At 32.4% G+C, this 25,417-nt stretch carries 22 protein-coding genes; 11 read left to right on the top strand and 11 right to left on the bottom strand.

The annotated features are described in order from the left end of the window. The first annotated feature begins 6 nt into the window (after nucleotides 1-6). From FT986_RS07370 to FT986_RS07355, 4 genes are all read left to right on the top strand, one after another. On the top strand, nucleotides 7-1,323 hold the full coding sequence (locus FT986_RS07370) for a serine hydrolase (RefSeq protein WP_147864540.1): 1,317 nt from the start codon (nucleotides 7-9) through the stop codon (nucleotides 1,321-1,323). 149 nt (nucleotides 1,324-1,472) lie between these two features. Beyond that, nucleotides 1,473-1,925, top strand: coding sequence for a hypothetical protein (locus tag FT986_RS07365; protein ID WP_147864539.1), 453 nt, complete (start codon nucleotides 1,473-1,475; stop codon nucleotides 1,923-1,925). Beyond that, nucleotides 1,922-3,700 (top strand): sensor histidine kinase, encoded by a 1,779-nt coding sequence (locus tag FT986_RS07360; protein WP_147864538.1) that lies wholly within the window; start codon nucleotides 1,922-1,924, stop codon nucleotides 3,698-3,700. The genes FT986_RS07365 and FT986_RS07360 overlap by 4 nt, the downstream gene beginning before the upstream one ends. Continuing rightward, nucleotides 3,697-4,320 (top strand): response regulator transcription factor, encoded by a 624-nt coding sequence (locus FT986_RS07355; protein ID WP_111541288.1) that lies wholly within the window; start codon nucleotides 3,697-3,699, stop codon nucleotides 4,318-4,320. Before FT986_RS07360 ends, FT986_RS07355 begins: the two co-directional genes overlap by 4 nt. Before the next feature lie 52 nt (nucleotides 4,321-4,372). On the opposite strand, the gene FT986_RS07350 is transcribed toward FT986_RS07355, so the two are convergent. After that, nucleotides 4,373-6,418 (bottom strand): dihydrofolate reductase, encoded by a 2,046-nt coding sequence (locus tag FT986_RS07350; protein ID WP_147864537.1) that lies wholly within the window; start codon nucleotides 6,416-6,418, stop codon nucleotides 4,373-4,375. Nucleotides 6,419-6,505: 87 nt separating this feature from the next. On the opposite strand from FT986_RS07350, the gene FT986_RS07345 reads away from it, so the two are divergent. Both FT986_RS07345 and crcB read left to right on the top strand, forming a co-directional pair. Then, nucleotides 6,506-7,606, top strand: a complete 1,101-nt coding sequence (locus FT986_RS07345; RefSeq protein ID WP_147864536.1) for an effector binding domain-containing protein — start codon at nucleotides 6,506-6,508, stop codon at nucleotides 7,604-7,606. 9 nt (nucleotides 7,607-7,615) lie between these two features. Next, on the top strand, nucleotides 7,616-7,987 hold the full coding sequence (gene crcB, locus FT986_RS07340; protein ID WP_147864535.1) for a fluoride efflux transporter CrcB: 372 nt from the start codon (nucleotides 7,616-7,618) through the stop codon (nucleotides 7,985-7,987). Here the strand turns inward: crcB and FT986_RS07335 are convergent. The 4 genes from FT986_RS07335 to FT986_RS07320 all read right to left on the bottom strand — a co-directional run bounded on the left by FT986_RS07335 (nucleotide 7,984) and on the right by FT986_RS07320 (nucleotide 14,789). Further along, complete coding sequence (locus tag FT986_RS07335; RefSeq protein ID WP_147864534.1) at nucleotides 7,984-8,592, bottom strand: DUF1684 domain-containing protein; 609 nt, start codon at nucleotides 8,590-8,592, stop codon at nucleotides 7,984-7,986. The genes crcB and FT986_RS07335 overlap by 4 nt on opposite strands. Nucleotides 8,593-8,635: 43 nt before the next feature. Next, nucleotides 8,636-9,352, bottom strand: a complete 717-nt coding sequence (locus tag FT986_RS07330) for an MCP four helix bundle domain-containing protein (RefSeq protein WP_147864533.1) — start codon at nucleotides 9,350-9,352, stop codon at nucleotides 8,636-8,638. An 88-nt stretch (nucleotides 9,353-9,440) separates the two neighbouring features. Then, nucleotides 9,441-12,872 (bottom strand): methylmalonyl-CoA mutase family protein, encoded by a 3,432-nt coding sequence (locus FT986_RS07325; RefSeq protein WP_147864532.1) that lies wholly within the window; start codon nucleotides 12,870-12,872, stop codon nucleotides 9,441-9,443. A gap of 447 nt (nucleotides 12,873-13,319) precedes the next feature. Further along, entirely contained in the window at nucleotides 13,320-14,789 is a 1,470-nt protein-coding gene (locus FT986_RS07320; protein ID WP_147864531.1) for a catalase, read from the bottom strand. 153 nt (nucleotides 14,790-14,942) lie between these two features. Between FT986_RS07320 and FT986_RS07315 the strand changes: the two genes are divergently transcribed. From FT986_RS07315 to FT986_RS07305, 3 genes are all read left to right on the top strand, one after another. After that, nucleotides 14,943-15,653 carry a DUF4197 domain-containing protein gene (locus tag FT986_RS07315; RefSeq protein ID WP_147864530.1) on the top strand — a complete coding sequence of 237 codons (711 nt, stop codon included), beginning with the start codon at nucleotides 14,943-14,945 and terminating at the stop codon, nucleotides 15,651-15,653. 228 nt (nucleotides 15,654-15,881) lie between these two features. Continuing rightward, nucleotides 15,882-16,070: a Lacal_2735 family protein gene (locus FT986_RS07310; protein ID WP_255505930.1), complete on the top strand. Its 189-nt coding sequence runs from the start codon at nucleotides 15,882-15,884 to the stop codon at nucleotides 16,068-16,070. Between the two features lie 22 nt (nucleotides 16,071-16,092). Next, nucleotides 16,093-17,019, top strand: coding sequence for a mechanosensitive ion channel family protein (locus tag FT986_RS07305; RefSeq protein ID WP_147864529.1), 927 nt, complete (start codon nucleotides 16,093-16,095; stop codon nucleotides 17,017-17,019). On the opposite strand, the gene FT986_RS07300 is transcribed toward FT986_RS07305, so the two are convergent. The 3 genes from FT986_RS07300 to prfA are packed head-to-tail and all read right to left on the bottom strand — an operon-like array spanning nucleotide 17,016 to nucleotide 19,750. After that, nucleotides 17,016-17,801, bottom strand: a complete 786-nt coding sequence (locus tag FT986_RS07300; protein WP_147864598.1) for an ABC transporter substrate-binding protein — start codon at nucleotides 17,799-17,801, stop codon at nucleotides 17,016-17,018. The two genes, FT986_RS07305 and FT986_RS07300, sit on opposite strands and share 4 nt — an antisense overlap. Nucleotides 17,802-17,815: 14 nt before the next feature. Beyond that, nucleotides 17,816-18,634 (bottom strand): orotidine-5'-phosphate decarboxylase, encoded by an 819-nt coding sequence (pyrF, locus tag FT986_RS07295; protein WP_147864528.1) that lies wholly within the window; start codon nucleotides 18,632-18,634, stop codon nucleotides 17,816-17,818. Nucleotides 18,635-18,673: 39 nt separating this feature from the next. Further along, entirely contained in the window at nucleotides 18,674-19,750 is a 1,077-nt protein-coding gene (gene prfA, locus FT986_RS07290) for a peptide chain release factor 1 (RefSeq protein WP_111541445.1), read from the bottom strand. 374 nt (nucleotides 19,751-20,124) lie between these two features. On the opposite strand from prfA, the gene FT986_RS07285 reads away from it, so the two are divergent. Together FT986_RS07285 and FT986_RS07280 are read left to right on the top strand one after the other, a co-directional pair. Continuing rightward, on the top strand, nucleotides 20,125-20,784 hold the full coding sequence (locus FT986_RS07285; protein ID WP_147864527.1) for an ATP-binding cassette domain-containing protein: 660 nt from the start codon (nucleotides 20,125-20,127) through the stop codon (nucleotides 20,782-20,784). A gap of 11 nt (nucleotides 20,785-20,795) precedes the next feature. Beyond that, a complete protein-coding gene (locus tag FT986_RS07280; protein ID WP_147864526.1) occupies nucleotides 20,796-21,599 on the top strand; it encodes a bifunctional 2-polyprenyl-6-hydroxyphenol methylase/3-demethylubiquinol 3-O-methyltransferase UbiG in 804 nt (267 codons plus the stop codon). A 26-nt stretch (nucleotides 21,600-21,625) separates the two neighbouring features. On the opposite strand, the gene FT986_RS07275 is transcribed toward FT986_RS07280, so the two are convergent. Genes FT986_RS07275 through FT986_RS07265 form a run of 3 tightly spaced genes read right to left on the bottom strand, consistent with a single transcriptional unit; the run spans nucleotide 21,626 to nucleotide 25,416 of the window. After that, nucleotides 21,626-22,657 (bottom strand): DUF3078 domain-containing protein, encoded by a 1,032-nt coding sequence (locus FT986_RS07275; protein ID WP_147864525.1) that lies wholly within the window; start codon nucleotides 22,655-22,657, stop codon nucleotides 21,626-21,628. A gap of 29 nt (nucleotides 22,658-22,686) precedes the next feature. After that, the gene (locus FT986_RS07270; protein WP_147864524.1) at nucleotides 22,687-23,868 is read right to left on the bottom strand and encodes an AIR synthase related protein; all 1,182 of its coding nucleotides are present in this window, start codon (nucleotides 23,866-23,868) and stop codon (nucleotides 22,687-22,689) included. A 60-nt stretch (nucleotides 23,869-23,928) separates the two neighbouring features. After that, nucleotides 23,929-25,416: a carboxypeptidase regulatory-like domain-containing protein gene (locus FT986_RS07265; RefSeq protein WP_147864523.1), complete on the bottom strand. Its 1,488-nt coding sequence runs from the start codon at nucleotides 25,414-25,416 to the stop codon at nucleotides 23,929-23,931. Nucleotide 25,417 lies beyond the last annotated feature (1 nt).

Below are 25,417 nucleotides of genomic sequence, written 5' to 3'. Positions count from 1 at the left end.
TTTTCTATGAAAAATATTGTTGCTTTATTAAGTATCCTTTTTGTTTTCGCTTCCGCTGAAGCGCAAGATTTAAACACACAAAAACTCGATAGTCTTTTTGATTTGGTTGAGAAATATGATAAAATGATGGGTAGCGTCGCTATTTCTAAAAATGGCGAGAATCTTTACACCCGAAGCATTGGTTATGCAGATGTTGAAAACCAGAAAAAAGCCAATGAAAAAACTAAATATAGAATAGGCTCAATTACCAAAACTTTTACTGCAACTATCGTTCTTCAATTGATAGACGAAGGAAAGCTAAGCTTAAACACCACTTTAGATGAATTTTATCCAGAGGTTATAAACTCTTCAAAAATCACGATTCAGCAATTATTAAATCATCATAGCGGTTTATTTAATTTCACTAATTCAGAAAATTATTTAAGCATCAACAGCAATAAACTTTCTAAAGAGGAGCTGTTGGCACTTATTAAAAAAAACGGAAAAGTTTTTGAACCTGGAGAGAAGGGAGAGTATTCTAACACCAATTATTTATTACTGACCTTTATTGCTGAAGATATAGAAAACCAAACTTTTGATGCTATTGTAGAAAAAAGAATCATTAAACCTTTGAAGTTAAAAAATACTCAAGTTGGGAAAGTAATAAACTCTAAGAAAAATGAAGCTTACTCCTATTCACGCAAAATGGGAACATGGAAAAAAGAAAGAGAAACTCATATGAGTGTGCCTTTAGGAGCAGGAAATATTATTTCTACTCCTACAGATATCGCTAAGTTTTATACAGCCTTGTTAGATGGTAAATTACTTTCTGCTGGTAGTTTATTAAATATGAAAATTTTTGAAGACAGCTATGGCTTAGGTCTTTTTCAATTACCTTATAATGAACATAGAGGCTATGGACATACAGGTGGCATAGATGGTTTTTCTTCTATGGCAGGTTACTTCCCTTCAGAAAAAATGGCTTTTGTTCTTACTTCTAACGGAAGCAGCATTAACCTTAATGATATTGCATTGGTGGTTTTAGCAACTTATTTTAATAATCCATTTGAACTACCTACCTATGAGAAAGAAATTATTGTTAATAACAATACTCTAAATTTATATGAAGGAGTTTACACGAGTGACAATTTTCCTTTAGACATTACCATTCGTAACGAGGAAGGTGCTTTAACGGCTCAAGCTACAGGTCAGTCTTCATTTCCACTTACACCTACTTCTCAAAATGTATTTATTTTTAAACCAGGAGGCATAACAGTTACTTTTAAAGATCACACTCTTTCTCTCGAACAAGGAGGAATGATTTACGAGTTTTCTAAACAGTAGTCTTTAAATTTTAATATATAAAACACCTCTTTATAGGTGTTTTTTTATGTAACTTTATCTAAAACTTCACCTAAATACCTTGTATTGGGTATGTTTTTATTATCTAAAAATGATGAATTTTAGAGTTAGTAATTTTTAAATATTTAATTATGAATGTTGACTTTCCTATCACCTGGGTTACTAACCAAAAACTTCCATATCCTCCAGAATTTATTTGTTATGAAGATGATGATATAAAAGTTTATTCACGAATCACTTTCTCAAATGAAACTTTAGTAGAACGAATAGATTTTAGCTGTGAAAATAAAAATGAAACGCAATTTGAAATAGCAGATATAAAGTTTTGCGGAAATAAAAAAAATTTAAACCATCCAAGTACTTATAATTTTAGAGTTTTATTAATTAACGATGGACACCAAAATAGCAACTACATACTTGAGGGTAATGAATTAGGCCATTTAAATTTAGAACTAAACGCAAAAGCATATTTTTCTTTTAATGTAATTGATTCTAGCCAAGTGAATGAGTTTAAGGACAATTGTAATTTTAATTCAGACAAGCCTAGATCTAAAGATGGATATATCATTATTACTATAAGATGATTTTAAATTACCGCTTATTTTTCTTCATATTATGTATTGGCTTTTGTTTATCAGTAAACGCTCAGCATCAAAACTTTGAAGAAATAGTTGTTTTTATTGATGATGAAGAGCCCTATAAAGCTATTCAAAAATTAGAAGATATTAATATAGATCATTTATCTTCTTATGATAAAGCCACTTATTATTATTATTTAGCTGAAGCTGAATCGAACGTTGGAAAATTTGATGAAGCTTTTGCGCATACCTTATTATCAAAAAAACTATTCACACAAGAAGATGCTCCTAGCGATGTACTCGACTGTAATCTTCTTCTTATTTCTATCTTAGATGTACAAGATGGTTATGATTTTAAAGCCAAAAACCTAGAAGAAGAATTAAGAACGTATGTTAATCAGCAAAAAGACCCAAAAGCCGCTTTTACCCTTAATACTAGAATTGGTTCTCGCTATTTAGATAACGATTTACCTCAAAAAGCAATACTATTCTTTTTAAAAAATGACAGTATAGGTAAAACTCATAAGAATAAAAGATTTTCTATTTCGGCTTATGCTAACGTCTCCACCGTATATTCTTTATTAAAAAAAGATTTTGATTCTGCTTTATTCTATAATAAAAAGGCTATAAAAATCTACAATGAAAATCCTAATGACACTAAATTATTGTCTTATTTATACAATAATCAAGCTCGTATACATCAATCAAAACAAAATTATAAGGATGCTTTAGCTTATTATCAAAAAGCAGATTCTATTGAAATTAAAGGTAATATAGGAGCTACAAAACGTATCTATTATGCTAATTTATCTTCTTTATATGAGAGTATGGGCGATTATAAAAATGCTTATAATTACCTAAAAAAAGAAAAGATAATTAATGACAGCATAGAGCAAAGTGAGCAAAACATAGCTTTATCTGATATTCAAACTAAATACGAAACAGAGAAAAAAGAAAAAGAAAATATTCTTCTCAAAACAGATTTAAAAAAGAAAAAACAAACGCAGTTTATTTTGTGGCTGGGCATTATCTCTTCCATCATAATAGGAACTACTATTAGCTTACTAATTGCCAAAAACGCTAAGAAAAAAAGACTTCTAAATAAACAAGAACAAAAAATTAAAATTCAAGAAATAGAACAGGGATTAAAAGAGCAAGAATTAAATAGTATCGACGCTTTAATTGCTGGACAAGAAAAAGAAAGGCAACGATTGGCAGAGAATTTACACGATAATCTGGGAGCTACATTAGCTGCATTAAAATTAAATATTCAACATATTAAAACTGGAGAAAGTAACTCTAAAAGTATAAATAACAGTATTGAACTTATTAATGACGCCTACGATAAAGTACGGTCCATTGCTCACGAAAAAAGCACTGGGGTGATTGCCAAAAACGGATTACTACCTGCTATAAAAGATATGGCGAAACGAATTTCAACCAATAACTTTACCGTGACCGTAGAAGATTACGGACTTGAAAATAGGTTAGAAAACACCTTAGAAATAAGAATTTTCAGAATCATTCAAGAGCTTCTAACCAACATTATTAAACATGCTAATGCCACTGAAGCTACTGTATCTTTAACCAATCATAATTCTACTTTAAATATTATTGTGGAAGATAATGGAAAAGGATTTGATGAAAAGTTCACCTATTCCCAAAATAAAGGAATGGGATTATCTTCTATTGAAAAAAGGGTAGAAAATATTGGAGGTACTTTAGAAGTAGACTCTTTCCCCAACAAAGGCACTAGTATAATTATAAACCTACCATTATGACTAGAATAGTTATTGCTGAAGATCACCAATCATTAATTGATGGCGTTTGTTTACTCTTTGAACATGAGGAGAATTATTCTATTGTTGGAATGGCAAACGATGGTGAAAAACTCATAGAAATCGTTGAAAAAATACAACCTGAAATTGTCTTGACCGACATTAGAATGCCAAAAATCGATGGGATTACTGCTACAAAAATTATCAAGAAAAAATTCCCTAACATTAAGGTAATTACTTTTACAATGTTCGATCAACAAGAAGCTATTCAACAAATGATAAATGCTGGAGCTTCTGGCTATATTTTAAAAAATTCTGGATTAAGCGATGTGAAAAATGCGATTAGCAAAGTAATGTCTGGAGAAACCTATTATGATGCTGCTTTAAATTTATCTTTCTTAGAGGAAGATACACGAGCTCCCAAAAAATCTATTCTTTCTAAAAGCGAAAATGAGATTTTACGGTTAATAGGACAAGGGAAAACTTCTAATGAAATAGCCGATATTCGTTTTTGCTCTGTTTCTACCGTAGAAACACATCGAAAAAATATGATTAGAAAATTGGGGATCCAAGGTAAAGGAGAACTCTTACGTTATGCAATTGAGAAAAAATATGATTTTTAACAAAAAAAGCCCTTTCTAAATTAGAAAGGGCTTTTAAAATCAACTATTAAGCTTAGTTCATTTCTGGTAAAAAACCATATTCTTTAGAATACATCAACATTTGCTCCTCAAAGCTTTCTGGTTGAGTCACTTTTATAGTTGTAATTTCTCCAGCTTCGTTCATTTCTGGAACTAATACAGGATTTACAAATCCGCTATAAGGTGCTGCCTTAAATTGAGCGCTTCTCTCTAAAACTTCTTTATGAATTTCTTGATCTACTTTTACTCCGTAGTTTTCTACTAAGTTTTTCGCTGCATCAAAATCACCCTCAGATTTTATACGCTGAGTTTCTTTTAACAAGGCTCCAAATAATTCTCGTAGTTTATCATAATCATTGATCTTAAGATAAGTTTTACCATCTTTTTTCACTTTTTCGATTACATTGGCGTCTTTTCCTTTTTCAAAAACCCAAGCACTCACCCATTGACGATTTCTCATATGAGCTTCTTCTACATCATCTCCTAAATTAAGACGAGTTAGCTGTGTCATTAATCCGTTACGGATGTAATCATTATAAGCTGCTTTCCCCAAGTTCTCAATACTATCGGTTAAACCGAGTTCTTCAATTTTAGGATCCATTAGATAGTATAACCCTACTAAATCTGCTCTTCCTTCTTCTAGAGTTGAAGCATAATTTTTTAAGGTTTCTTTTGTCTCACCTACCCCCGGATTCAATTTACCTGAGGCATGACCTACAACTTCATGTAAAGCGGTGTGTAATTTATCTGCTAATTCTCCGTACTCTTTAGATAATTTTTTTTCTTCTTCCGTTAAGGCAAATTCATCTAATTTTTCAGATCCACCGGCGTGACTGTAGGCATTAATGATATTTCCTAAAGATACAGATTTACTCCCGTGCTCTGTTCTAATCCAGTTTGCATTTGGTAAATTAACCCCAATTGGTGTACTTGGTGAAGCATCTCCTGCCTCTCCTGCTACAATAACAGTTTTATAAGTTACTCCAACTACAGAATCTTTTTTATGCTCTTCCATAATAGGTGCATTATCTTCAAACCATTGTACATTATCCTCTAAAACTTTCATTTTTTTAGACATGTCAAAATCTTTGATTTGTACAATTGTTTCATAAGAACCTCTATATCCTTTTGGATCGTTGTAAACTTCTATGAAACTGTTGATGTAATCAATATTTCCTTCAGTTGCTTCTACCCAAGCCACGTTATAATCGTCCCAAGTTTGTAAGTCTCCAGTTTGATAATATTTAATAAGTAAGCCTAATGCTTTAGCTTGTTTATCATTTTCAGCAACCGTTTTCGCAAGATCCAACCAATAAATAATTTTATCGATAGCTTCACCATACATACCTCCACTTTTCCAAACTTTCTCGACTAATTTCCCATCTTCTTTTACAAGCTTAGAGTTAAGACCATATGAAAGTGGTTTTTGGGAATTAGGAGATTTCATTTTTTTGTAAAAAGCATCTACCTCTGCAGCAGTAACATTTGGACCATAAAAATTAGTCGCCGATCCTTTTAAAAGGCCTTTTTCTTCGTTAAGGTTTACTTTCTTACTGTCTTTGTCATTAAAGATTACTTCTAGAGATTCTCCTGTAAGTTGAGTATTAGTCTCTTTTAAAAGCGTTTCTAAGTAAGCTTTATCAAACCCCGGTTTCATCTTATCCATAGAGTAATGATGATGAATTCCTCCAGAGAACCAAACGCGTTTTAAATATTCCTCAAAAGCTAACCAGTCTTCAGTAGTTTTATCACCATTATAATTTTGAAAGATATTTTCTAACGCTTTTCTAATCGTTAAGTTATAACGATAGTTTTGATCCCAAATAATATCTCTACCAGAAAGTCCTGCTTGAGTAAGGTAGTATACTAACTTTTGTTCTTTTAAAGATAATTTTTCCCAGCCAGGAATTTGATATCTTAACACTTTGATATCTGCAAATTCCCCTGCAGTATAGTCAAAATTTGTAGTTTCACTTACTGCTTCTTTTTGAACAGGTTCTTCATTTTCTTTTTTCTTATTATCGCAAGAAACAAAGCTTAACGCTACTGCTAATGCAATGGGGATAATTTTAGATTTCATCTAGCTAATTATTAAGTTTTTAAATTATGTTATTCCTAACAATTTGTAAAATAACTATATTAGCTAAATATAACCAACAAACCATCTATGAAAATTTTTAAATATATCTTTTTACTTTTTCTAATTGCTATTATTGGAGGTTCAATTTACATAGCAACCTTAGACGGAGATTATCAAATTGAAGAGAGTAAAATCATAGATGCCCCACCTTCTTTGTTATTTAAAGAAGTAAATAATTACAAAAATTGGGAAGTTTGGGGTCCGTGGAGAAAAGAAGATCCTAATATGGTGGTTACCTATAATCAAAAGACTACTGGTGTTGGCGCCGGTTATTCTTGGCAAGGAGATACTGCCGAAGATGGAAATATAATAACTACAGATGTAATTCCTAACAAAGAAATTCATCAAGAAGTTACTATTAAAAATCCGTTAAGTGAATCTAAGAGTAATATCTATTGGAATTTCGAACCAATTGAAAACGGAAAAACGAAATTAGTTTGGGGTATTAAGGCGGATAAAAGTTTTTGGGATAAAGCCTACAGTCTAACTCAAAAAGAAACACCCACTGAAATCTGGAAGCCTTATTTAAATAAAGGATTAACCAGCATAGATACTATTGTCACCAATAAAATGAAAGCCTACGACATAAATGTTGACGGAATAACCCAGCATAGCGGTGGATTCTACATGTACACAACTACAGCATCAAAAAATAACAGTAAAATGCTTTCGGCAAAAATGGGAGAAATGCTTCCCTCTGTTCTTCAATTTATGGAAAGTAATAACATTGCGGTTAGTGGCGCTCCGATGACGGTTTATAAAGAAGTTGACGAACAAAATAATACAGTAATTATATCATCAGGAATTCCTACTAACAGTAAAGTAGTAACACCTTTAGATAGTAATATATTATGTGGGTTTATGGATTCTCAGCAAGTATTAAAGACCACATTAAAGGGTAACTATAATAATTTAGCTCAAACTTGGATGGTTGCCGAAAATTATATTAAAAACCATAACATAGAAAAAACGCCTAATGCAGAACCGTTTGAGATTTACATTACAGATCCAGAAAAATATCCTAATCCAGCCGATTGGGTAACAGAATTGTATATTCCCGTACAACAGCAAAACGAGGCTTCATTTACAGATAAAATTACTAGACAAAACTCTAATCTAGAACACTAGACTAATATTATGAAGCAATTACTAATTGTCTTTTTAGGAGGAGGAACAGGCAGTGTCGCTCGGTTTTTACTTTCAAAATGGCTAAATAGCCCTTCTACAGGTTTACCTTATGGTACTTTTTTGGCTAATGTTCTAGGGAGTTTCCTTATCGGAATTATTTTAGGATACTTCTATAAAACCAATACCATTTCACAAAATACAATGCTGTTATTAGCTACAGGTTTCTGTGGAGGTTTTACTACATTTTCAACCTTTGCTTATGAAAGCCATATTTTGTTGAAAAATAATGATTTTTTAAGTTTTGGTCTTTATGCTGCTGCAAGTATCATTGTAAGTTTTGCAGCCGTATTTTTAGGAATGTGGCTTACTAAAACTATTTAGTAAATTTTATCAAATTTTTTAACTCCAGCATTTATTTCAAGGTCAATAAAGTTTATTTCTGGCGGTATGGGACAAGAATACTTTTCATTATACGCACAGTAAGGATTATAGGCTTGATTAAAATCTAATACCATTCTATTTCCCTTAGGAATTTGAGTATCTAAATACCTACCTCCCCCATACGTAGAAACTCCATTGGTAAGATCGTAAAAAGGTATAAACAAATAATCTTTAAACTCATTTTGCATCTTTAAGCGTTGATTTTGATAAACCTCTAACACTACCTTTTCCCCTTTCAAAACGAAACTTACTTCTCCATATTTTACAAACATACTTTTCATGTCTGTCGTTGTAGACATTAGAAAGGGTTTTTCATACGGTGTTCTTTTAAAATTAGCCGAAATAATGTAGCTACTATCAATTGCGAACGTTTCTAATCCTTTAAAATCTTTTCGGTCTTTATCTTTTAAGGGGGAAGTATTCTTATTCTTAAATTCTTTATTTAATTTTTCATGAAAAGCTTTACTATCTAAAGTCGTCTGTGCGGAAGTATAATGAAAGCTAAACATTAAAATTAAGCTAGTGAAATATAAATTGAAACGCATGTAAAAAATTTTCAGTAAAATTAAAATTTTAGAAAGAGTCTTCTCACAAATTTTTCTTATTTTTTATTACTTGCATCGTATTAATATGAGGATCTTTTTTTCGCTGATTAATTTCTGAAGTTTTCACCAATAATAAGATACCAGCTGTTACTAATAAGGTTAATCCAAATCTAAAATAAAATAGTAGCGTACTGCTTCCAAAATTAAATTCAGAATCATCTAAAAGTTCTTTCCCTACAGAAGATTGAATAGCTACGAGTTCTGCTAAATTGGTATTAATTTTATTTAGAAAAACTAAAGCTTCTCCTATATCTTTTTTTTCTGAAACAGAAAGCTCACAGTTTTTCATACCTTGAGTTACAGCACCCTCTTTTTTTTTATAATCTTCATAATTCTCTTTAAACTTTACAAAGGCTATTTTTTCTTCTTTTACAAAATAAGTCTCTTCATAAGCTTGTAGTAAGGAATCTATTTTTTTATTATTTTTTATAAGTAGAGGTGCAAAATTAAAAGACAAGCTATCATTTACATTTTTGAGCTCTTCTAAAACAAAGCTTTTCTGTGTAAAATAAGTATTGATTTGATAGATTTCTGAAGCAGGAATAAGTCGGTCTTTATACAACGATCCAAAACTTTCATTTATTTCTTTAAGCTGTTTATTTTCAAACAAACTGGTAAGAAAAATAAGAAGAAGCACCACCGACAAACCTAAAATAATACGCCATCTATTCTTGGGTGTGATTTTATAGAGGTTTTTCATTTCAGATTTTTTATAACTCCTCTAAAATAGAAAAAACCCTGCTTAAACAGGGTTTTTCTTATCGATATCTTTATATAAAATAAAAAAATTACATATTTCTTCTATACTGTCCACCAACTTCAAATAAGGATTCGGTGATTTGTCCAAGCGAACAAACTTTGGTTGCCTCCATCAGTTCTTCGAAAATATTTTTATTATGAATAGCAGCATTTTGAACTTTATCTAAAGCTTCTTGCGCGCTATCTTCATAGGTTTTATGTAATTTCTTTAGGGTATTGATTTGGAACTGCTTTTCTTCTTCTGTAGCTCTAATTACTTCTCCTGGAGTTACCGTAGGAGAACCTTTACTACTTAAGAAAGTGTTTACGCCAATGATAGGGAAATCCCCATTGTGTTTTAAAGTTTCATAATACAAACTTTCTTCTTGTATTTTAGAACGCTGATACATCGTTTCCATTGCCCCAAGAACTCCTCCACGTTCAGTAATTCTATCAAATTCTGCCAAGACCGCTTCTTCAACTAAATCGGTTAATTCTTCAATAATAAATGAACCTTGGATGGGATTTTCATTTTTAGCTAATCCTAATTCTTTATTGATAATTAACTGAATAGCCATTGCACGTCTTACAGATTCTTCTGTAGGTGTGGTAATTGCCTCATCGTAAGCATTGGTATGTAACGAATTACAGTTATCATAAATTGCGTACAGGGCTTGTAGCGTGGTACGAATATCATTAAAATCTATTTCTTGTGCGTGGAGAGATCTTCCAGAAGTTTGGATGTGATACTTTAACATTTGAGCACGAGCGTTAGCTCCATACTTATGTTTTAAAGCTTTAGACCATATTTTTCTAGATACACGACCAATCACAGCATATTCTGGATCAATACCGTTAGAGAAAAAGAATGAAAGGTTAGGTCCAAATTTATTAATATCCATTCCTCTACTTAAGTAATATTCCACGTAAGTGAAACCATTCGCTAAGGTTAATGCTAATTGAGTAATAGGATTAGCTCCAGCTTCTGCTATATGATAACCAGAAATAGAAACCGAATAGAAATTACGAACCTTATTCTCAATAAAATATTCTTGTACATCTCCCATAAGTCGCAAAGCAAATTCTGTTGAGAAAATACAAGTGTTTTGAGCTTGATCTTCTTTTAAAATATCTGCTTGTACAGTTCCACGAACCACAGCCAAAGTATCATATTTAATTTTTTGATATACATCATCTGGAAGCACTAGATCACCAGTAACTCCTAATAACATAAGTCCTAACCCATTATTACCTTCTGGCAATTCCCCGCGGTATGTTGGACGCTCTAAACCACTTTCCTTATAAATGGCTTTAATTTTATCTTCTACTTCTCGTTCTAAATTATTCTCTTTAATATACTTCTCACATTGTTGATCGATAGCAGCATTCATAAAGAAACCAAGCAACATTGGTGCTGGCCCGTTAATAGTCATACTTACAGATGTCAAAGCGTGAGCTAAATCGAACCCAGAGTATAGTTTTTTAGCATCATCTAAACAACAAATAGATACTCCTGCATTACCAATCTTACCATAAATATCTGGTCTGTGATCTGGATCATTTCCGTAAAGAGTAACAGAGTCAAACGCAGTAGATAAACGTTTTGCAGGCAAGCCTAAACTCACATAGTGAAAACGACGGTTGGTACGCTCTGGTCCGCCTTCTCCTGCAAACATTCTTGTAGGATCTTCTCCTTGACGTTTAAATGGATACAAACCTGCAGTATAAGGGAATTCTCCCGGTACATTTTCTTGTAGAATCCATTTTAAAAGATCTCCCCAAGCTTTATATTTAGGTAAAGCTACTTTAGGTATTTGTAGATGAGAAAGTGACTCGGTATGAGTTTCTATTTTTATTTCTTTATCACGAACTTTAAAGCTGTAAATAGGATCACGATATTTTTTAACGGTATCTTCCCACTTAAGAATTTCTTCCCAATTGTAAGGATCAAAATCCATTTTTACACGATCAAATTCTTTCTTCAATAAGTTAACTAGCTCTTTATTCTCTTCGGAAGTATTTTCGTTTAAAACTTCTTCATCTAAACCATTTTTTGTTAACTGAATTTTAGTACCAGTAACAGATTCTATGGTTTTATAAATTCCGTAAAGCTTTTGTGCCACTTCTACTTGAGTTTCTACTTTATCATCATAACCCCGATTATTTTCTGCGATTTCTGAAAGGTAGCGCACTCTTGCTGGTGGAATTACATATATTTTTTCAGACATTTCATCTGAAATATGGTAATCACTTTTTAATGGAGTTTCCGTTTTTTCTGAAAGCGTATCCATTATTTTTTTATACAAGGTATTCATCCCAGGGTCATTGAACTGAGAAGCAATTGTCCCGTATACTGGAAGCGTTTTCGGGTCTTCGTGCCACAACCCGTGATTACGCTGGTATTGCTTTTTAACATCACGTAACGCATCTAAAGCACCACGTTTGTCAAATTTATTGATAGCAACGATATCAGCAAAATCTAACATATCGATTTTCTCTAATTGTGTTGCAGCTCCAAACTCTGGTGTCATCACATATAGAGAAACATCTGAATGATCTAAAATTTCGGTATCGCTTTGTCCAATACCTGAAGTCTCTAAAATTATTAAATCGTATTCTGCTGCTTTTAGAACCTCAACTGCTTCTTGCACATATTTTGAAAGCGCTAAATTAGATTGACGTGTGGCCAAAGAGCGCATATAAACTCGTGGTGAATTAATTGCATTCATACGAATACGATCTCCTAATAATGCTCCCCCTGTTTTTCTTTTAGAAGGATCTACAGATACAATACCAATGGTTTTATCTTCAAAATCTACTAAGAAGCGACGTACTAATTCATCTACTAAAGAAGATTTTCCTGCTCCACCAGTTCCTGTAATTCCTAAAACTGGAGTTTTTATATTTTTATTTTTCTCGTGAATTTGATCTAATGCAGATTTTGCTATATCTGGAAAGTTTTCTGCTGAAGAAATAACTCTTGCTATAGATTTGTCATTTTTTGAAGCTAAATTATCTACTTCTCCATTTAGCTTATCTCCAATTGCATAATCTGATTGTTTTACCAAATCATTAATCATTCCTTGCAAACCAAGTTCTCTACCATCATCTGGAGCATAAATTCTTGTGATTCCGTACTCTTGCAGTTCTTTTATTTCTTCAGGAAGAATTACACCTCCACCACCACCAAAAATTTTGATGTGCTCTGCTCCTTTTTCTTTTAAAAGATCATACATATATTTAAAATACTCGGTATGACCACCTTGATAAGAAGTCATTGCAATCGCATTGGCATCTTCTTGTATAGCTGTATTTACAACTTCCTCTACACTTCTATCGTGTCCTAAGTGTATCACTTCTACCCCCGTTGACTGAATGATACGGCGCATAATATTAATAGCGGCATCGTGCCCATCAAATAATGAGGCTGCAGTTACAATTCTTACTTTATGTTTTGGTTTATATGGTGCTTGTTCTTCCATGGATTTATTCTGAATTTTTGGAGCGTAAATTTACTAAAAAACGCTGACTTAAGAGAAGCGATTAAGAATTAATGATTTGTAACAAATCGCAAAAACCCACCTTTAATCGAAAAGTTAGAATATACCCAATACTGGGTATATGCAAATCTCTAATATTCTGTATCTTTACTATATCAATATTATCTTATAGGGGGTAGATAATTTGAATTTTAAACAACTTACGTTTGTTTTGGCAATGATTTTTTCTTAATTGATTAAATTGTTGCCTTTTTTTATTCCTAAAATTAAAAATATACCTTTTATTGGGTATTGTACTAAACTGAAAAGGCTCATATATTTGATTTATATATTTATAGGGGTATTTATATATATTATAATTTGTTTTATTGTCTTAACAACAAAAAGCTCTGCAGTTGCAGAGCTTTTTTAATTGTTTATATTTTATTTTTACATACTTACTCCTAAACCTTCAGCTATTCTTCTACCTAATTCTTTATCTGCGTTATACCAATGAGCTAATTGTCGTTTAGTAATTTCCTCTTTTTTAGGACCGTCAATTCCACTCATAGCTCCTACTGTATTGTTCACTAAGTTGGTTTTAGCTTGGTCACTCATGATTCGATATAAATTCCCTGGCTGAGTATAATGATCGTTTTCATTTGCTGCAGCAGAATTTCGGTCGTACCAATCCGCGGAAGCGTCATTCACCTCAGGAGATTTTAGTTTGTAATCTTCATCTACCTCTATCTCATCAAAACTATTTGGGAAATAATTTTCAGCTCTTCCTTGATTTCCATCTACACGCATAAATCCATCTCTTTCGTAATTATTAACTGCATATGGACAACGATTAACAGGTATCTGCTCATAATTTACCCCTAAACGATAACGGTGAGCATCAGGATAAGAAAGTAATCTACCTTGTAACATTTTATCTGGAGAATACCCAACACCATCAACAATGTGTGCTGGTGCAAAAGCAGATTGTTCTATTTGAGCAAAATAATTGTCTGCATTTTTATTAAGCTCCATAACTCCAACATCAATTAAAGGAAAGTCTCCGTGTGGCCAAACTTTAGATAAATCGAAAGGATTCCATTTGTAATTTTTAGCTTCTTCTTCGGTCATTACCTGTATTTTTAAATTCCATTTAGGGTAATTTCCGTTTTCGATATGTTCTATTAAGTCCTGCTGAGCAAAATCTGGGTTTTCACCTTTCATTTTTGTGGCTTCAGCATCATTGAAATTCTTAATTCCTTGATCGGTTTTAAAGTGAAATTTTACGTAATGACGCTCATTATTTGCATTGATTAATGAATAAGTATGAGAACCATATCCATTCATATGCCTATATCCGAATGGTGTACCTCGATCACTCATTAAAATAAGTACTTGATGTAAAGACTCCGGGTTTAAAGACCAAAAATCCCACATCATAGTTGGCGATTTCATATTAGTAAATGGATGTCTTTTTTGCGTGTGGATAAAATCACTAAACTTTTTAGGGTCTTTCACGAAGAATACAGGCGTGTTATTTCCCACTAAATCCCAATTTCCATCTTCTGTATAAAACTTTAAAGCAAACCCTCTAGGATCCCTTTCAGTATCAGCAGAACCTTTTTCACCCCCAACGGTTGAGAAACGTGCTAACATATCGGTTTTTTTACCAATGTGAGAAAACATTTTAGCTTTGGTATATTTTGTAATATCATGAGTAACGGTAAAAGTCCCAAAAGCTCCCGATCCATTAGCATGTACAACCCTCTCTGGTATTCTTTCCCTATTAAAATGCGCCATTTTTTCGTGAAGCACATAATCTTCTAATAGTATTGGTCCCCTTCTTCCTACTGTTAAAGAATCTTCATTTTCAACGTAAGGACGTCCTGAAGCTGTTGTTAATTTCTTTTTCTCACTCATGATATATCTTTTTGATTTCTATAAAAATACAAGACTTAAAGGAAATTATTATTTAATCGTGATAGGTTTTTTTTATATTTCTATAATTATGCTTCAAATTTCTGTTTAAAACAAATAAACTTTACTTTAGTACACTTAATAAAATATTATACCATGAAGAAAATTCTATTATTTATTTCTATACTTTGCCTTACTAGCTGTGCCGAATTACAAACCATTGCCGATAGCCTACCTCAGCAAGGTTATGGACTAAGTGAACAAGACATTGCAAATGGATTGAAGCAAGCACTTGACAAAGGAATTGATGACCAGGTACAAAAATTAACTCAAGAAAATGGTTTTTATGGTAATGCCGCGGTAAAAATTCTACTTCCGGAGGAACTTCAAAAAGTGGAAAAAGGATTAAGAGATTTTGGTCTTGGTAGCCTTGCCGATGAAGGAATTAAAGCACTTAACAGAGCTGCTGAAGATGCTGTAAAAGAGGCTACACCTATTTTTGTCTCTGCGGTAAAGGAGATGACATTTACAGATGCAAAAAATATTTTATTAGGAGATGATAAAGCTGCAACAAGTTACTTAGAAAGTAAAACAACTAATAGTTTATACAATAAATTTAATCCCGTTATCAAAAACTCCTTTGCTAAAGTTGGAGCCGATCAAATTTGGAGCAATTTAATTAACAAGTACAACGCTCTTCCTCTTACGCAAAACGTCAATCCAGATCTTACAGACTATGTCACCACACAAGCTTTAAGCGGAGTGTTTACTATGATTGCTGAAGAAGAAAAAGAAATTAGAAATAATTATTCTTCGAGAACCACAGATCTTTTAAGAAAGGTATTTGCTCTACAAGATAACAAATAACCTTAGCATCATATTAAGGTAACACTTACATTTTAAAAGAATGTCATCTTTGTAATGAGATTTAGGGTGTCTCATATTATTTGGGTTAAGTTAGGCCGCTAGGAAACTTGCGGCTTTTTTTTGTTAATTAATTAAGCAAAACTTCACTATACGCTTCAACTTTTAAAACACTATTAACTATCTTTAATACTTTGTAAGCATTGTCACCTGTATCTTTGTAAAAACACAATGATGAAGATGCTAGATTGGATAAAAAAGAAGACAAAAAAAGAGCGTTTAAAAGAAAAATATTGTGAGCTTATGAAACGTGCTTACCAAATTGCTCCTAAAAATAAAAGGAAAAGTGATAAGCTTAATGAGAAGGCAAGAGTCGTTTTAATTGAAATTAGAAAACTAGAGCTTAATCGTTTACATTAATCGCATTTCACCTAATTAACTTATGAAAATACCATTATCTATTTCGGGAAAAATTCAAGAGTCCCTAAGTAATTATTATGATTATATCATTGAGGTCATTCCTAGAATAGCACTCGGTATTTTTATCGTGGTTGTGGGCGTGTTAATTGCTCAATTAATCACTAATTTCTATCGGAACAAATTTTTAAAAAAAGCCAATGATGCATTAATGGCCAGATTTTTAGCACAAGCTGTAAAAACCATCCTTATCATCATTACTATCATGCTGGCTTTAGAAGCTGCAGGGCTTAGCAACATTGCAACTGGTATCTTAACTGCTGCAGGTGGAGCTGCTATTATATTAGGATTTGCTTTTCAGGATATTGGTAAAAATTTTCTTGCAGGAATCATACTCGCTTTCAACAGACCTTTCAATGTAAATGATACGATACAAATAAGTGATATTTTTGGAAAAGTTAAAGCATTAAACTTTCGCTATACTCACATAAAAACCTCAGACGGTAGAGATATTTACATCCCTAACAGTGATGTGCTTACCAAACCTGTAGAAAATTATACTGCAGATGGTTTCTATAGAAATGAATTTATTGTCGGAATAGGATATGAAGATAATATTGAATCGGCTAAACGGCTTATTTTAGAAGTCATTCAATCGCACCCCGATGTAATTCAGAATGACATTAATCATGAAAATTTTGTAGCCGAAACCGAACTCGCTGCCAGCACAGTTAATCTCAAAGTATTTTTCTGGGTAAACACGGTAGATTATCGGGTATCTTCAAGAATTTTAAGAGGCATCATTATTAAAAATGTAAAAGAAGCTCTTAGTGATGCAGGCTTTAATTTACCTGCAGATATCACCGAACTTAAACTTTACGGAAATGAAGAAGACATTCCTTTAAAAGTAAGAAAAGATCCTAGAGATTTATTACCACCCAACAATTCTTAATTCTCTATTTCGTGCCATTTTTGAAAGTAAGAAAAGGCTTTTTCTAAACGTGAGCCGTACCAACTAAAGAATTCTCCATCTACAAACTTAATTTTTTCCTTAGGTAAAAATTTTTCAAAATCCTTACTATGTTTTTCGTTAAATGGAAAAGGTTCTGAAGACAATAAAACATAATCTAAATCTGGTAAATTCTTCAAGTCTACTTCTGGGTAACGAGGAACTTCTTCAAAAACATTTTTAAATTTATTTTCTTTCAGTAAATAGTTTATAAAAGTCTCTCCACCTGCGACCATATAAGGGTTTTTCCAAATAAAATACGCTACTTTTTTTACTGATTTATTAGAAATACTCTGCTGAAACTTTTGATGTTCTTCTTGAATTGACTTTACTAAACTATGAGCATTTTTTGAAACTTGAAACAATTCACCATACTGCAGAATTAACTCATAACTTTCGGCTAAATTTTGAATATCTGAAACGTGGACTGGAGCTACTTTTTCTAATTCTTTCACCATTTCTTTTGTGTTCTCTTCTTTATTACACAAAATAATATCTGGCTGAGCGGCTTTAATTTTTTCTAGATGAACCGATTTTGTTCCACCCACAATTTCTATTTCATTTCTTAATCGGCTTGGATGCACACAAAATTTGGTAATCCCAACAATATGGTTTTCCAATCCTAAGTCTACTAATAATTCCGTTTGACTAGGAACTAGAGAAATAATTCGTTGCGGAATTTCTTTTAAAGTAATATTTCTACCTAATTGATCTTTAAAATTCACCAAAATGTTATTACTTATATTTTATCGAGTATCTCTTTCATTTCAGCTTGAAGTTCTTTAGCTTTAATGGCTGCAGCCTCTGCAAAGTTAGCTTCCGCGGAAGCGTAAATAATTCCTCTTGAAGAGTTGATCAACAAACCAACGTCCTCATTTAAACCATATTTACAAACTTCTTTTAAGCTTCCACCTTGAGCGCCAACTCCAGGAACTAAGAGAAAGTTTTTAGGTGCTATATTTCTAATTTCTTTAAAATATTCGGCTTTAGTAGCTCCAACCACATACATGAGATTATGATGATTTTTCCAAGTTTGAGAAGTTTGTATAACTTTTTTATAAACTTCCTCTCCATCTATTTTTTGGGTCTGAAAATCGAACGCTCCCCGATTAGAAGTTAAAGCCAATAGAATAGTATGTTTATTTTCAAATTCTAAGAAAGGAACCACAGAATCTTCTCCCATATAGGGCGCCACCGTGATAGAATCGAAATTTAAATGACTAAAAAAAGTTTTAGCATAACGGGTAGAAGTGTTACCTATATCACCACGTTTAGCATCGGCAATTGTGTAGATTTCAGGATAGTTTTCGTTAAGATACTTTATCGTTTTCTCTAAGGACTCCCACCCCTCTAACCCATAGGCTTCATAAAAAGCAGTATTGGGTTTATAGGCAACCGCCAAATGATGAGTCGCATCTATAATGGCTTTATTGAATGTAAAAATAGGATCTTCTTCTTGTAATAAATGTGCAGGCACCTTTTCTAGATCAACATCTAAGCCTATACATAAAAATGATTTCTTTGCGTGAATTTGCTTTACAAGTTCTTGGGTAGTCATAGGGCTGTAATAAAAAGCCCGCAAAAGCGGGCGGTGTTATTAAAAAGCATCCGAAGATTCTTTTAGTTTTTCTGTATTGGCCACTAATTGTAGCTCATCAATTATTTTTTGAATATCCCCATTTATGATATTTTGCAAGTCATAAAGGGTTAAGTTAATTCTATGATCGGTTACTCGACCTTGCGAGTAATTGTAAGTTCTAATTTTAGCACTACGATCACCACTCGTTACCATAGAGCCACGTTTTGCAGCATCTTCTTCTTGCTTTTTGGCTAACTCTAGATCATACAAACGAGAACGTAATACTTTAAATGCTTTCTCTTTGTTTTTATGTTGAGATTTTTGATCTTGACATTGTGCAACCAATCCTGTTGGCTCGTGTGTTAAACGAACTGCAGAATAGGTAGTGTTCACCGATTGCCCCCCTGGACCCGAAGAACAGAAATAATCTATTCTTACATCTTTAGCTTCTATTTGAACATCAAATTCTTCTGCTTCAGGAAAAACCATTACCGTTGCAGCACTCGTGTGTACACGACCTTGCGTTTCGGTTTGTGGCACACGTTGCACTCGGTGTACTCCTGCTTCATATTTGAGAGTTCCGTAAACATCTTCTCCAGAAACCTCAAACTGTATTTCTTTAAAACCACCATTGGTACCTTCACTAAAATCTACAGTGCTAACGCTCCACCCCTTACTTTCGCAATATTTGGTAAGCATTTTAAAAATGTCTCCTGCAAAAATACTCGCTTCATCGCCACCTGTTCCTGCACGTACTTCTACCACTGCATTTTTAGCATCTTCTGGATCTTTAGGAACAAGCATCATCCTAATTTTTTCTTCTAATGCCGGCAATCCATCTTTGGCTTCTTCTAATTGCATTTTGGCCATGTCTACCATCTCGGCATCGCTACCATCGGCAATAATCTCTTCTGCTTCTGCTATATTTTCGGTAAGCTCTACGTAGATTTCTCTTTCGGCCATTAAAGCTTTAAGATCTTTATATTCTTTTGTAAGCTCAACATATCTTTTTTGGTCTTTGATGATATCTGGTTGAATGATTAAATCATTTACCTCATCAAACCTTTGTTTTACTATATTTAATTTCTCTATCATATTGTTCATCGTAATGCTACAAATTTACGATAATTTTAGTGATTTTTATAGGAAACTTTAATTCACTCAGTTTTTTGTACTTTAGACCTTATGACAAGAAAAATACTACTACTTCTTTCTTTTTACAGGCAATTTTTATGGTTTTCACTTCTCATCAATTTAGCTCTTAACTTGTCTGGAGTCGAGTTTAAGCTTGCTTTGCCATCAAAAGTATTCCTACTCATTTTATTTATCTTTAGAAAACATTTAATTAGAAACACTTCCTATTTTCATTTTTACCATCAAATTGGTTTAAGTAAACGGGGGTTAATAGTCTTTTCCTTAGTTTTGGATAGTTGCATTCTTTACGGATTTTATTCAGCGAAAGCGTTATTATGATATTAAAAGTAGATAATATAGAGCTTAGTTATGATAGGAAAATTATCCTTGACGGAATTTATTTACAAGCTGAAACAGGTAAACTTACGGGAATACTTGGTAGAAATGGGAGTGGAAAAACGAGTTTGCTTTCTATTATTTACGGTACGGTTTCTCCCAAATATAAATTGATTCGTCTGGACGAAAAACCTATTACAAAAAAATTGTATAAAACGGGTTTAGTTGCGTATTTACCTCAATTTTCATACTTACCTAAACACCTTAACTTAAGACAAGCATTTTATCTTTATAATGTTTCTTGGGAGGATTTTATCAAAGAGTTTCCTTCATTTAAGCCTTTATTGAAAAATAAGAAAGATGAAATTTCTGGAGGAGAATTAAGGCTAATTGAAACTTATTTAATCCTATACATTAAAGTGAAAATCATATTGTTAGACGAACCTTTCTCTGGTTTATCTCCACTTTACATTGAAAAACTAAAAACAATAATTCTTAAAATTAAAAAAGAAAAAATACTTATTTTAACAGATCATTTTTATAATGACGTTTTAGACATTGCAGATACGATATACTTATGTAAAGACAGGAATTTAAAATTGATAGATAATAAAGAGAAATTAGTTGAAAATGGTTATTTACCCTTGAATGTCAAATAAAACACTACAAAATGAATAAGGAAAAAAATTATATAGAAATTAATCGACAGTCTTGGAATAACAGAACGGATACACATCTAAAGTCTAAATTTTATGACTTAGATAATTTTTTAAAAGGAAAAACTTCATTAAATCCTATTGAGTTAGAATTATTTGGAGATATAAAAGGTAAAACAATTTTACACTTACAATGTCATTTTGGGCAAGATACGATTTCTTTAAGCAGACTTGGAGCCGAGGTTACTGGTGTAGACCTATCTGATAAAGCTATAGAAAACGCCAAACAAATCGCTAAAAAAGAAAGTTCAAACACAACTTTTATTTGCTGCGATATTTATGATTTACCTAATTATTTAGATCAAAAATTTGATATTGTTTTTACTAGTTACGGAACTATTGGTTGGTTACCCGATTTAGATAAATGGGCAGAGATTGTTTCTAAATATTTAAAACCTAACGGTCAGTTTGTATTTGTAGAGTTTCATCCCGTTGTGTGGATGTTTGACGATAACTTTGAAAAAATTGCTTATAGCTACTTTAATTCTGGTGCAATTATAGAAACTGAAAATGGGACTTATGCAGATAAAGACGCTAAGATATCGCAAGAATATGTCATGTGGAATCACGGTTTAGGAGAAGTATTCAATAGCTTAATTAAAAATGGTCTACAAATAAGCACCTTTAAAGAATATGATTATTCACCTTACAACTGCTTCAACAAAACCATAGAATTTGAACCTAACAAGTATAGAATAGAGCATTTAGATAATAAGATCCCAATGGTATATGCATTAGTGGCTAAAAAGAAATCATAACACTTTCTATAAAATAGTCTAGATAATTATAACTCTACAATAACACCAATACCTAGTTGTTGTTTCCATTGTATTCTTGGGCCTACATCTACCAATTCACCATCAACATTTTCTTCTTGCACTTTAATATCGTCATCATATTTTAAATGTGAGCCTATTTTCGCAAGTACATAATTATTGACTTTAAAATTAAAGTTGAGCTCCCAGTTTACATCTATATTCCCAAAATGGTTTAAATAATCTGTATATAAAGTCAATTTATTCGTAAATCCTATATTTTCAAATAATTTAGTATGATATTCATTCGTCAATAAAATACCCACTTCTGTCCGTGTATGTTCTCCCTCTTTTATTACATTTCCTTCTTCGTCTAAAACTGCTGGGGTAACTCCAAACGCTCCTGAATTTGCCAAATCTTGATCGGTTACTATCGTAGATTTTACCGTTAAAGGAGAAGCATAAATATTTAAGGATTCTAAATTTGCTCCATATTCCGAACCTATACCTAATAGAAAATAGGCAGGTGACATTAAAGTAGAAATTTTATTAGAAACATCAGGATAATTATATCCGTTTGAAAATTGCGTTTGAAAATTTAATTTGGCTGAATAAAACCAATTTGAAATAGTGTCCTTACGATAACCTATTGTGGAGTTAATTTCTAGATTATCATCTGTTTTCTGAACTATTTGTTCTTTTTGTTTATTGATTCCGTATCTTCCTAAAAGTTCATTATTCCATCTTAAATTTCCGCGTTCGTAGATTCTTTTTATTTCTACATTCATTAACCCAGAGATAGAGTTACTCCCTCCTGCGTTCCAATTTACAAAGGCTACTTCACTTAAGTCTAAGCCTATTCTATTTAATTTTTTCCAAAAAGTTTTCTTTGGATGTTTTTTCCAGATTTTTTTTGGAGTACTAGGTAAACCGCTATAACTAATAACTCCTTTAGGTTTTAATTTTATAGCGTATATAGAATCTCTTACAATGCTATCTTGTTGTGCGAAAGTATTTAAACTAAAAAACAGAAAGCTAATAAATACAATGTACTTACTCATAGTCAAAGGGTAAACGGGGTTACAATATATTAGTACTCAAAACTCCCTAAGCTACTATTTATTGTAAGTTTCTTACCATTTTCTTGAGCTTCTACACTTCCTACTATTTTTGCATCTACTCCAAAAGATTTAGAGATATTGATAATTTGTTGTGCAAATTCTTCTGGAAGATAAATTTCCATGCGATGCCCCATATTAAATACTTGGTACATCTCTTTCCAATCGGTTTTACTTTCTTCTTGAATAAGTTTAAAAAGCGGTGGCACATCAAACATATTATCTTTTATAATGTGCAAATTCTCTACAAAATGTAAAATTTTTGTTTGCGCTCCTCCACTACAATGTACCATACCATGAATTTCTTTCGGTGTAAGCTGAGATAAAATCTCTTTTATAATTGGCGCATAAGTTCTAGTTGGTGAAAGCACTAATTTTCCTGCATCTAAAGGTGAATCTTCCACTTTATCTATAAGTTGTTTGCTTCCAGAATAGATAAGTTCTGTTGGAATAGAATTATCAAAACTCTCTGGATATTTTTCCGCTAAGGTTTTATTGAATACATCATGACGTGCAGAAGTTAATCCGTTACTTCCCATTCCTCCGTTGTATTCTTTTTCGTATGTTGCTTGTCCCGATGAAGACAAACCAACAATCACATCACCTGGCTGTATATTTGCGTTATCAACTACATTCGATTTCTTTATTCTAGCAGTAACGGTAGAATCTACAATAATAGTTCTTACCAAATCTCCTACATCTGCAGTTTCTCCTCCCGTTGAATGAATTTCTACACCAAAACCCTTTAACTCCTTAATTAGCTCTTCGGTTCCGTTAATAATTGCAGAAATTACTTCTCCTGGAATTAAATTTTTATTTCTTCCAATGGTAGAAGAAAGTAAAATATTATCGGTAGCTCCCACACAAAGCAAATCATCAATATTCATAATGAGTGCATCTTGCGCAATCCCTTTCCAAACCGAAAGATCTCCAGTCTCTTTCCAATACATATAAGCTAACGAAGATTTAGTACCAGCTCCATCTGCGTGCATGATTAAGCAGTACTCTTCATCATTAGTAAGGTGATCTGGAATTATTTTGCAGAATGCTTTAGGAAAAAGCCCTTTATCTACATTTTTTATCGCTTTATGCACATCTTCTTTTTCAGCTGAAACTCCTCGTTGTGCGTACCTTTTACTAACTTCTTGACTCATAATTGTATTAATTCAAATGCAAAAGTAAGCAAAAAAAAAGATTTTAATTTAACTTAATAATTATTCCCAATCGGGCATTAATGTATTATCTATTATTAACTCCCTAAGGTTATTATCGTTGGGATTTATATCCATTTTGTAAATAGCTGGAGTAGACCCTATGCTATTGGGTTTATTTACAAAAATTATTTCAGCTCCTGTAGGTGAAAATTTTGGATCTAAATCATTGGTACCGTTTTCTTTTTCAACGGAAATATCTAAGGTAGAATTATTGTTTAAATCGTATATAAAAATATGAGAATTTAATTGTCTGTAATTTTGACTTTCATACCCATCTACATCCCTAGCATACAAAACCTTATCTCCGCCTGGAGAAAAATCAAGTCCGCCAACTGCACCTGGCAGATTTTCTTGAATTGTATTTATAGTCATTCCAGTGTCACCATCCATTACAAATATTTTAGCACCATAACCGTTATTGTCGTTAGTGATTAAAGCTATTTTAAATGTATTGTTTTGAAATACATCTACTTCGGTAATAAGACTCCCGTCTACAGTTTGATATATGTTTTCGGTCCCTCCACCTGACGCGTTTATTTTATAAAGATTTGAAAAATTTGGGTATAATATTGAGTTACCATTATCTATCCAACATATATCTACCATATTTAAATTAAAACCTCCAACTGGGATTGCGCTTACTTGCCTCTGATTTGAGCCATCTAAATTCATAACAAACACGTGAGTATCCCCTCCTACAGATCTTAAAAATGCTATTTTATTAGTTTCCATATTACGACGCGGTCTAAAACTATTGAAACCACTAGCAGTCAATTGAACCTCTTGATCTCCCGCTTTCGCAAATATTACATAATTACCATCTACAGTCTTAGTATATAATTGTTCTATATTAGGAAAGGACATAGTTTTAAAAGAATTAACTTCACTCCAAACTGGACCATTTACTTCGTCTTCAATACTAACTTGCCAAAAATACTGAGTATCAAATTCTAACCCCTCTACTTTGAAAATAGTATCTTTAATTTGCTTATAAATAAGCTGATTTTCATTTGCTTCATCTCTAAGCTTTAACGTATAGACATGATTATCAGCTAAGTTAGCCTCCTCACTGTTCCATATAAAATCAACCGTAGTACTTACATTTATTGCATCATCATCTGGCGAAATTAATAACGGAGATTGCGGAGGAGTATTTAAAACATCTTCGCTCTGCATTTCAAAAACCACATTTACAATATTATTTGCTATGACTGTTATTCCTTCAAAATTAGGTGCTAAACTATCCTTTTGAGCTTGGACTGAATAATCCGCAACATCTACTTCTAAAATAGTAAATTTTCCTTCTTCATTAGTAAACACAGTTGAAGTAGCTGGATTCGTAGAAATTTTAGCATTTTCAACTGGTAGATTAGAATCTTTTAAAACTACAGTTCCCTCAATAATTCCCTTATCGGAATCATTTATAGTATCTCTTTCACAAGCAATGACTATAAATAACAAAAAAAGTAAATATCTAATTTTCTTCATT

The organism is Mesonia sp. K4-1 (genome assembly GCF_008017825.1).
GTDB lineage: Bacteria > Bacteroidota > Bacteroidia > Flavobacteriales > Flavobacteriaceae > Mesonia.
Note: the sequence above shows the minus strand (reverse complement) of the source record. Positions and strands in the feature narration are given on the sequence as shown.

What these genes read in the sequence shown, in the direction of transcription:
- FT986_RS07370 (WP_147864540.1), top strand. Translation starts at nt 7, where the DNA reads ATGAAAAATATTGTTGCTTTATTAAGTATCCTTTTTGTTTTCGCTTCC.
- FT986_RS07365 (WP_147864539.1), top strand. Translation starts at nt 1,473, where the DNA reads ATGAATGTTGACTTTCCTATCACCTGGGTTACTAACCAAAAACTTCCA.
- FT986_RS07360 (WP_147864538.1), top strand. Translation starts at nt 1,922, where the DNA reads ATGATTTTAAATTACCGCTTATTTTTCTTCATATTATGTATTGGCTTT.
- FT986_RS07355 (WP_111541288.1), top strand. Translation starts at nt 3,697, where the DNA reads ATGACTAGAATAGTTATTGCTGAAGATCACCAATCATTAATTGATGGC.
- FT986_RS07350 (WP_147864537.1), bottom strand. Translation starts at nt 6,418, where the DNA reads ATGAAATCTAAAATTATCCCCATTGCATTAGCAGTAGCGTTAAGCTTT.
- FT986_RS07345 (WP_147864536.1), top strand. Translation starts at nt 6,506, where the DNA reads ATGAAAATTTTTAAATATATCTTTTTACTTTTTCTAATTGCTATTATT.
- crcB (WP_147864535.1), top strand. Translation starts at nt 7,616, where the DNA reads ATGAAGCAATTACTAATTGTCTTTTTAGGAGGAGGAACAGGCAGTGTC.
- FT986_RS07335 (WP_147864534.1), bottom strand. Translation starts at nt 8,592, where the DNA reads ATGCGTTTCAATTTATATTTCACTAGCTTAATTTTAATGTTTAGCTTT.
- FT986_RS07330 (WP_147864533.1), bottom strand. Translation starts at nt 9,352, where the DNA reads ATGAAAAACCTCTATAAAATCACACCCAAGAATAGATGGCGTATTATT.
- FT986_RS07325 (WP_147864532.1), bottom strand. Translation starts at nt 12,872, where the DNA reads ATGGAAGAACAAGCACCATATAAACCAAAACATAAAGTAAGAATTGTA.
- FT986_RS07320 (WP_147864531.1), bottom strand. Translation starts at nt 14,789, where the DNA reads ATGAGTGAGAAAAAGAAATTAACAACAGCTTCAGGACGTCCTTACGTT.
- FT986_RS07315 (WP_147864530.1), top strand. Translation starts at nt 14,943, where the DNA reads ATGAAGAAAATTCTATTATTTATTTCTATACTTTGCCTTACTAGCTGT.
- FT986_RS07310 (WP_255505930.1), top strand. Translation starts at nt 15,882, where the DNA reads ATGATGAAGATGCTAGATTGGATAAAAAAGAAGACAAAAAAAGAGCGT.
- FT986_RS07305 (WP_147864529.1), top strand. Translation starts at nt 16,093, where the DNA reads ATGAAAATACCATTATCTATTTCGGGAAAAATTCAAGAGTCCCTAAGT.
- pyrF (WP_147864528.1), bottom strand. Translation starts at nt 18,634, where the DNA reads ATGACTACCCAAGAACTTGTAAAGCAAATTCACGCAAAGAAATCATTT.
- prfA (WP_111541445.1), bottom strand. Translation starts at nt 19,750, where the DNA reads ATGATAGAGAAATTAAATATAGTAAAACAAAGGTTTGATGAGGTAAAT.
- FT986_RS07285 (WP_147864527.1), top strand. Translation starts at nt 20,125, where the DNA reads ATGATATTAAAAGTAGATAATATAGAGCTTAGTTATGATAGGAAAATT.
- FT986_RS07280 (WP_147864526.1), top strand. Translation starts at nt 20,796, where the DNA reads ATGAATAAGGAAAAAAATTATATAGAAATTAATCGACAGTCTTGGAAT.
- FT986_RS07275 (WP_147864525.1), bottom strand. Translation starts at nt 22,657, where the DNA reads ATGAGTAAGTACATTGTATTTATTAGCTTTCTGTTTTTTAGTTTAAAT.
- FT986_RS07270 (WP_147864524.1), bottom strand. Translation starts at nt 23,868, where the DNA reads ATGAGTCAAGAAGTTAGTAAAAGGTACGCACAACGAGGAGTTTCAGCT.
- FT986_RS07265 (WP_147864523.1), bottom strand. Translation starts at nt 25,416, where the DNA reads ATGAAGAAAATTAGATATTTACTTTTTTTGTTATTTATAGTCATTGCT.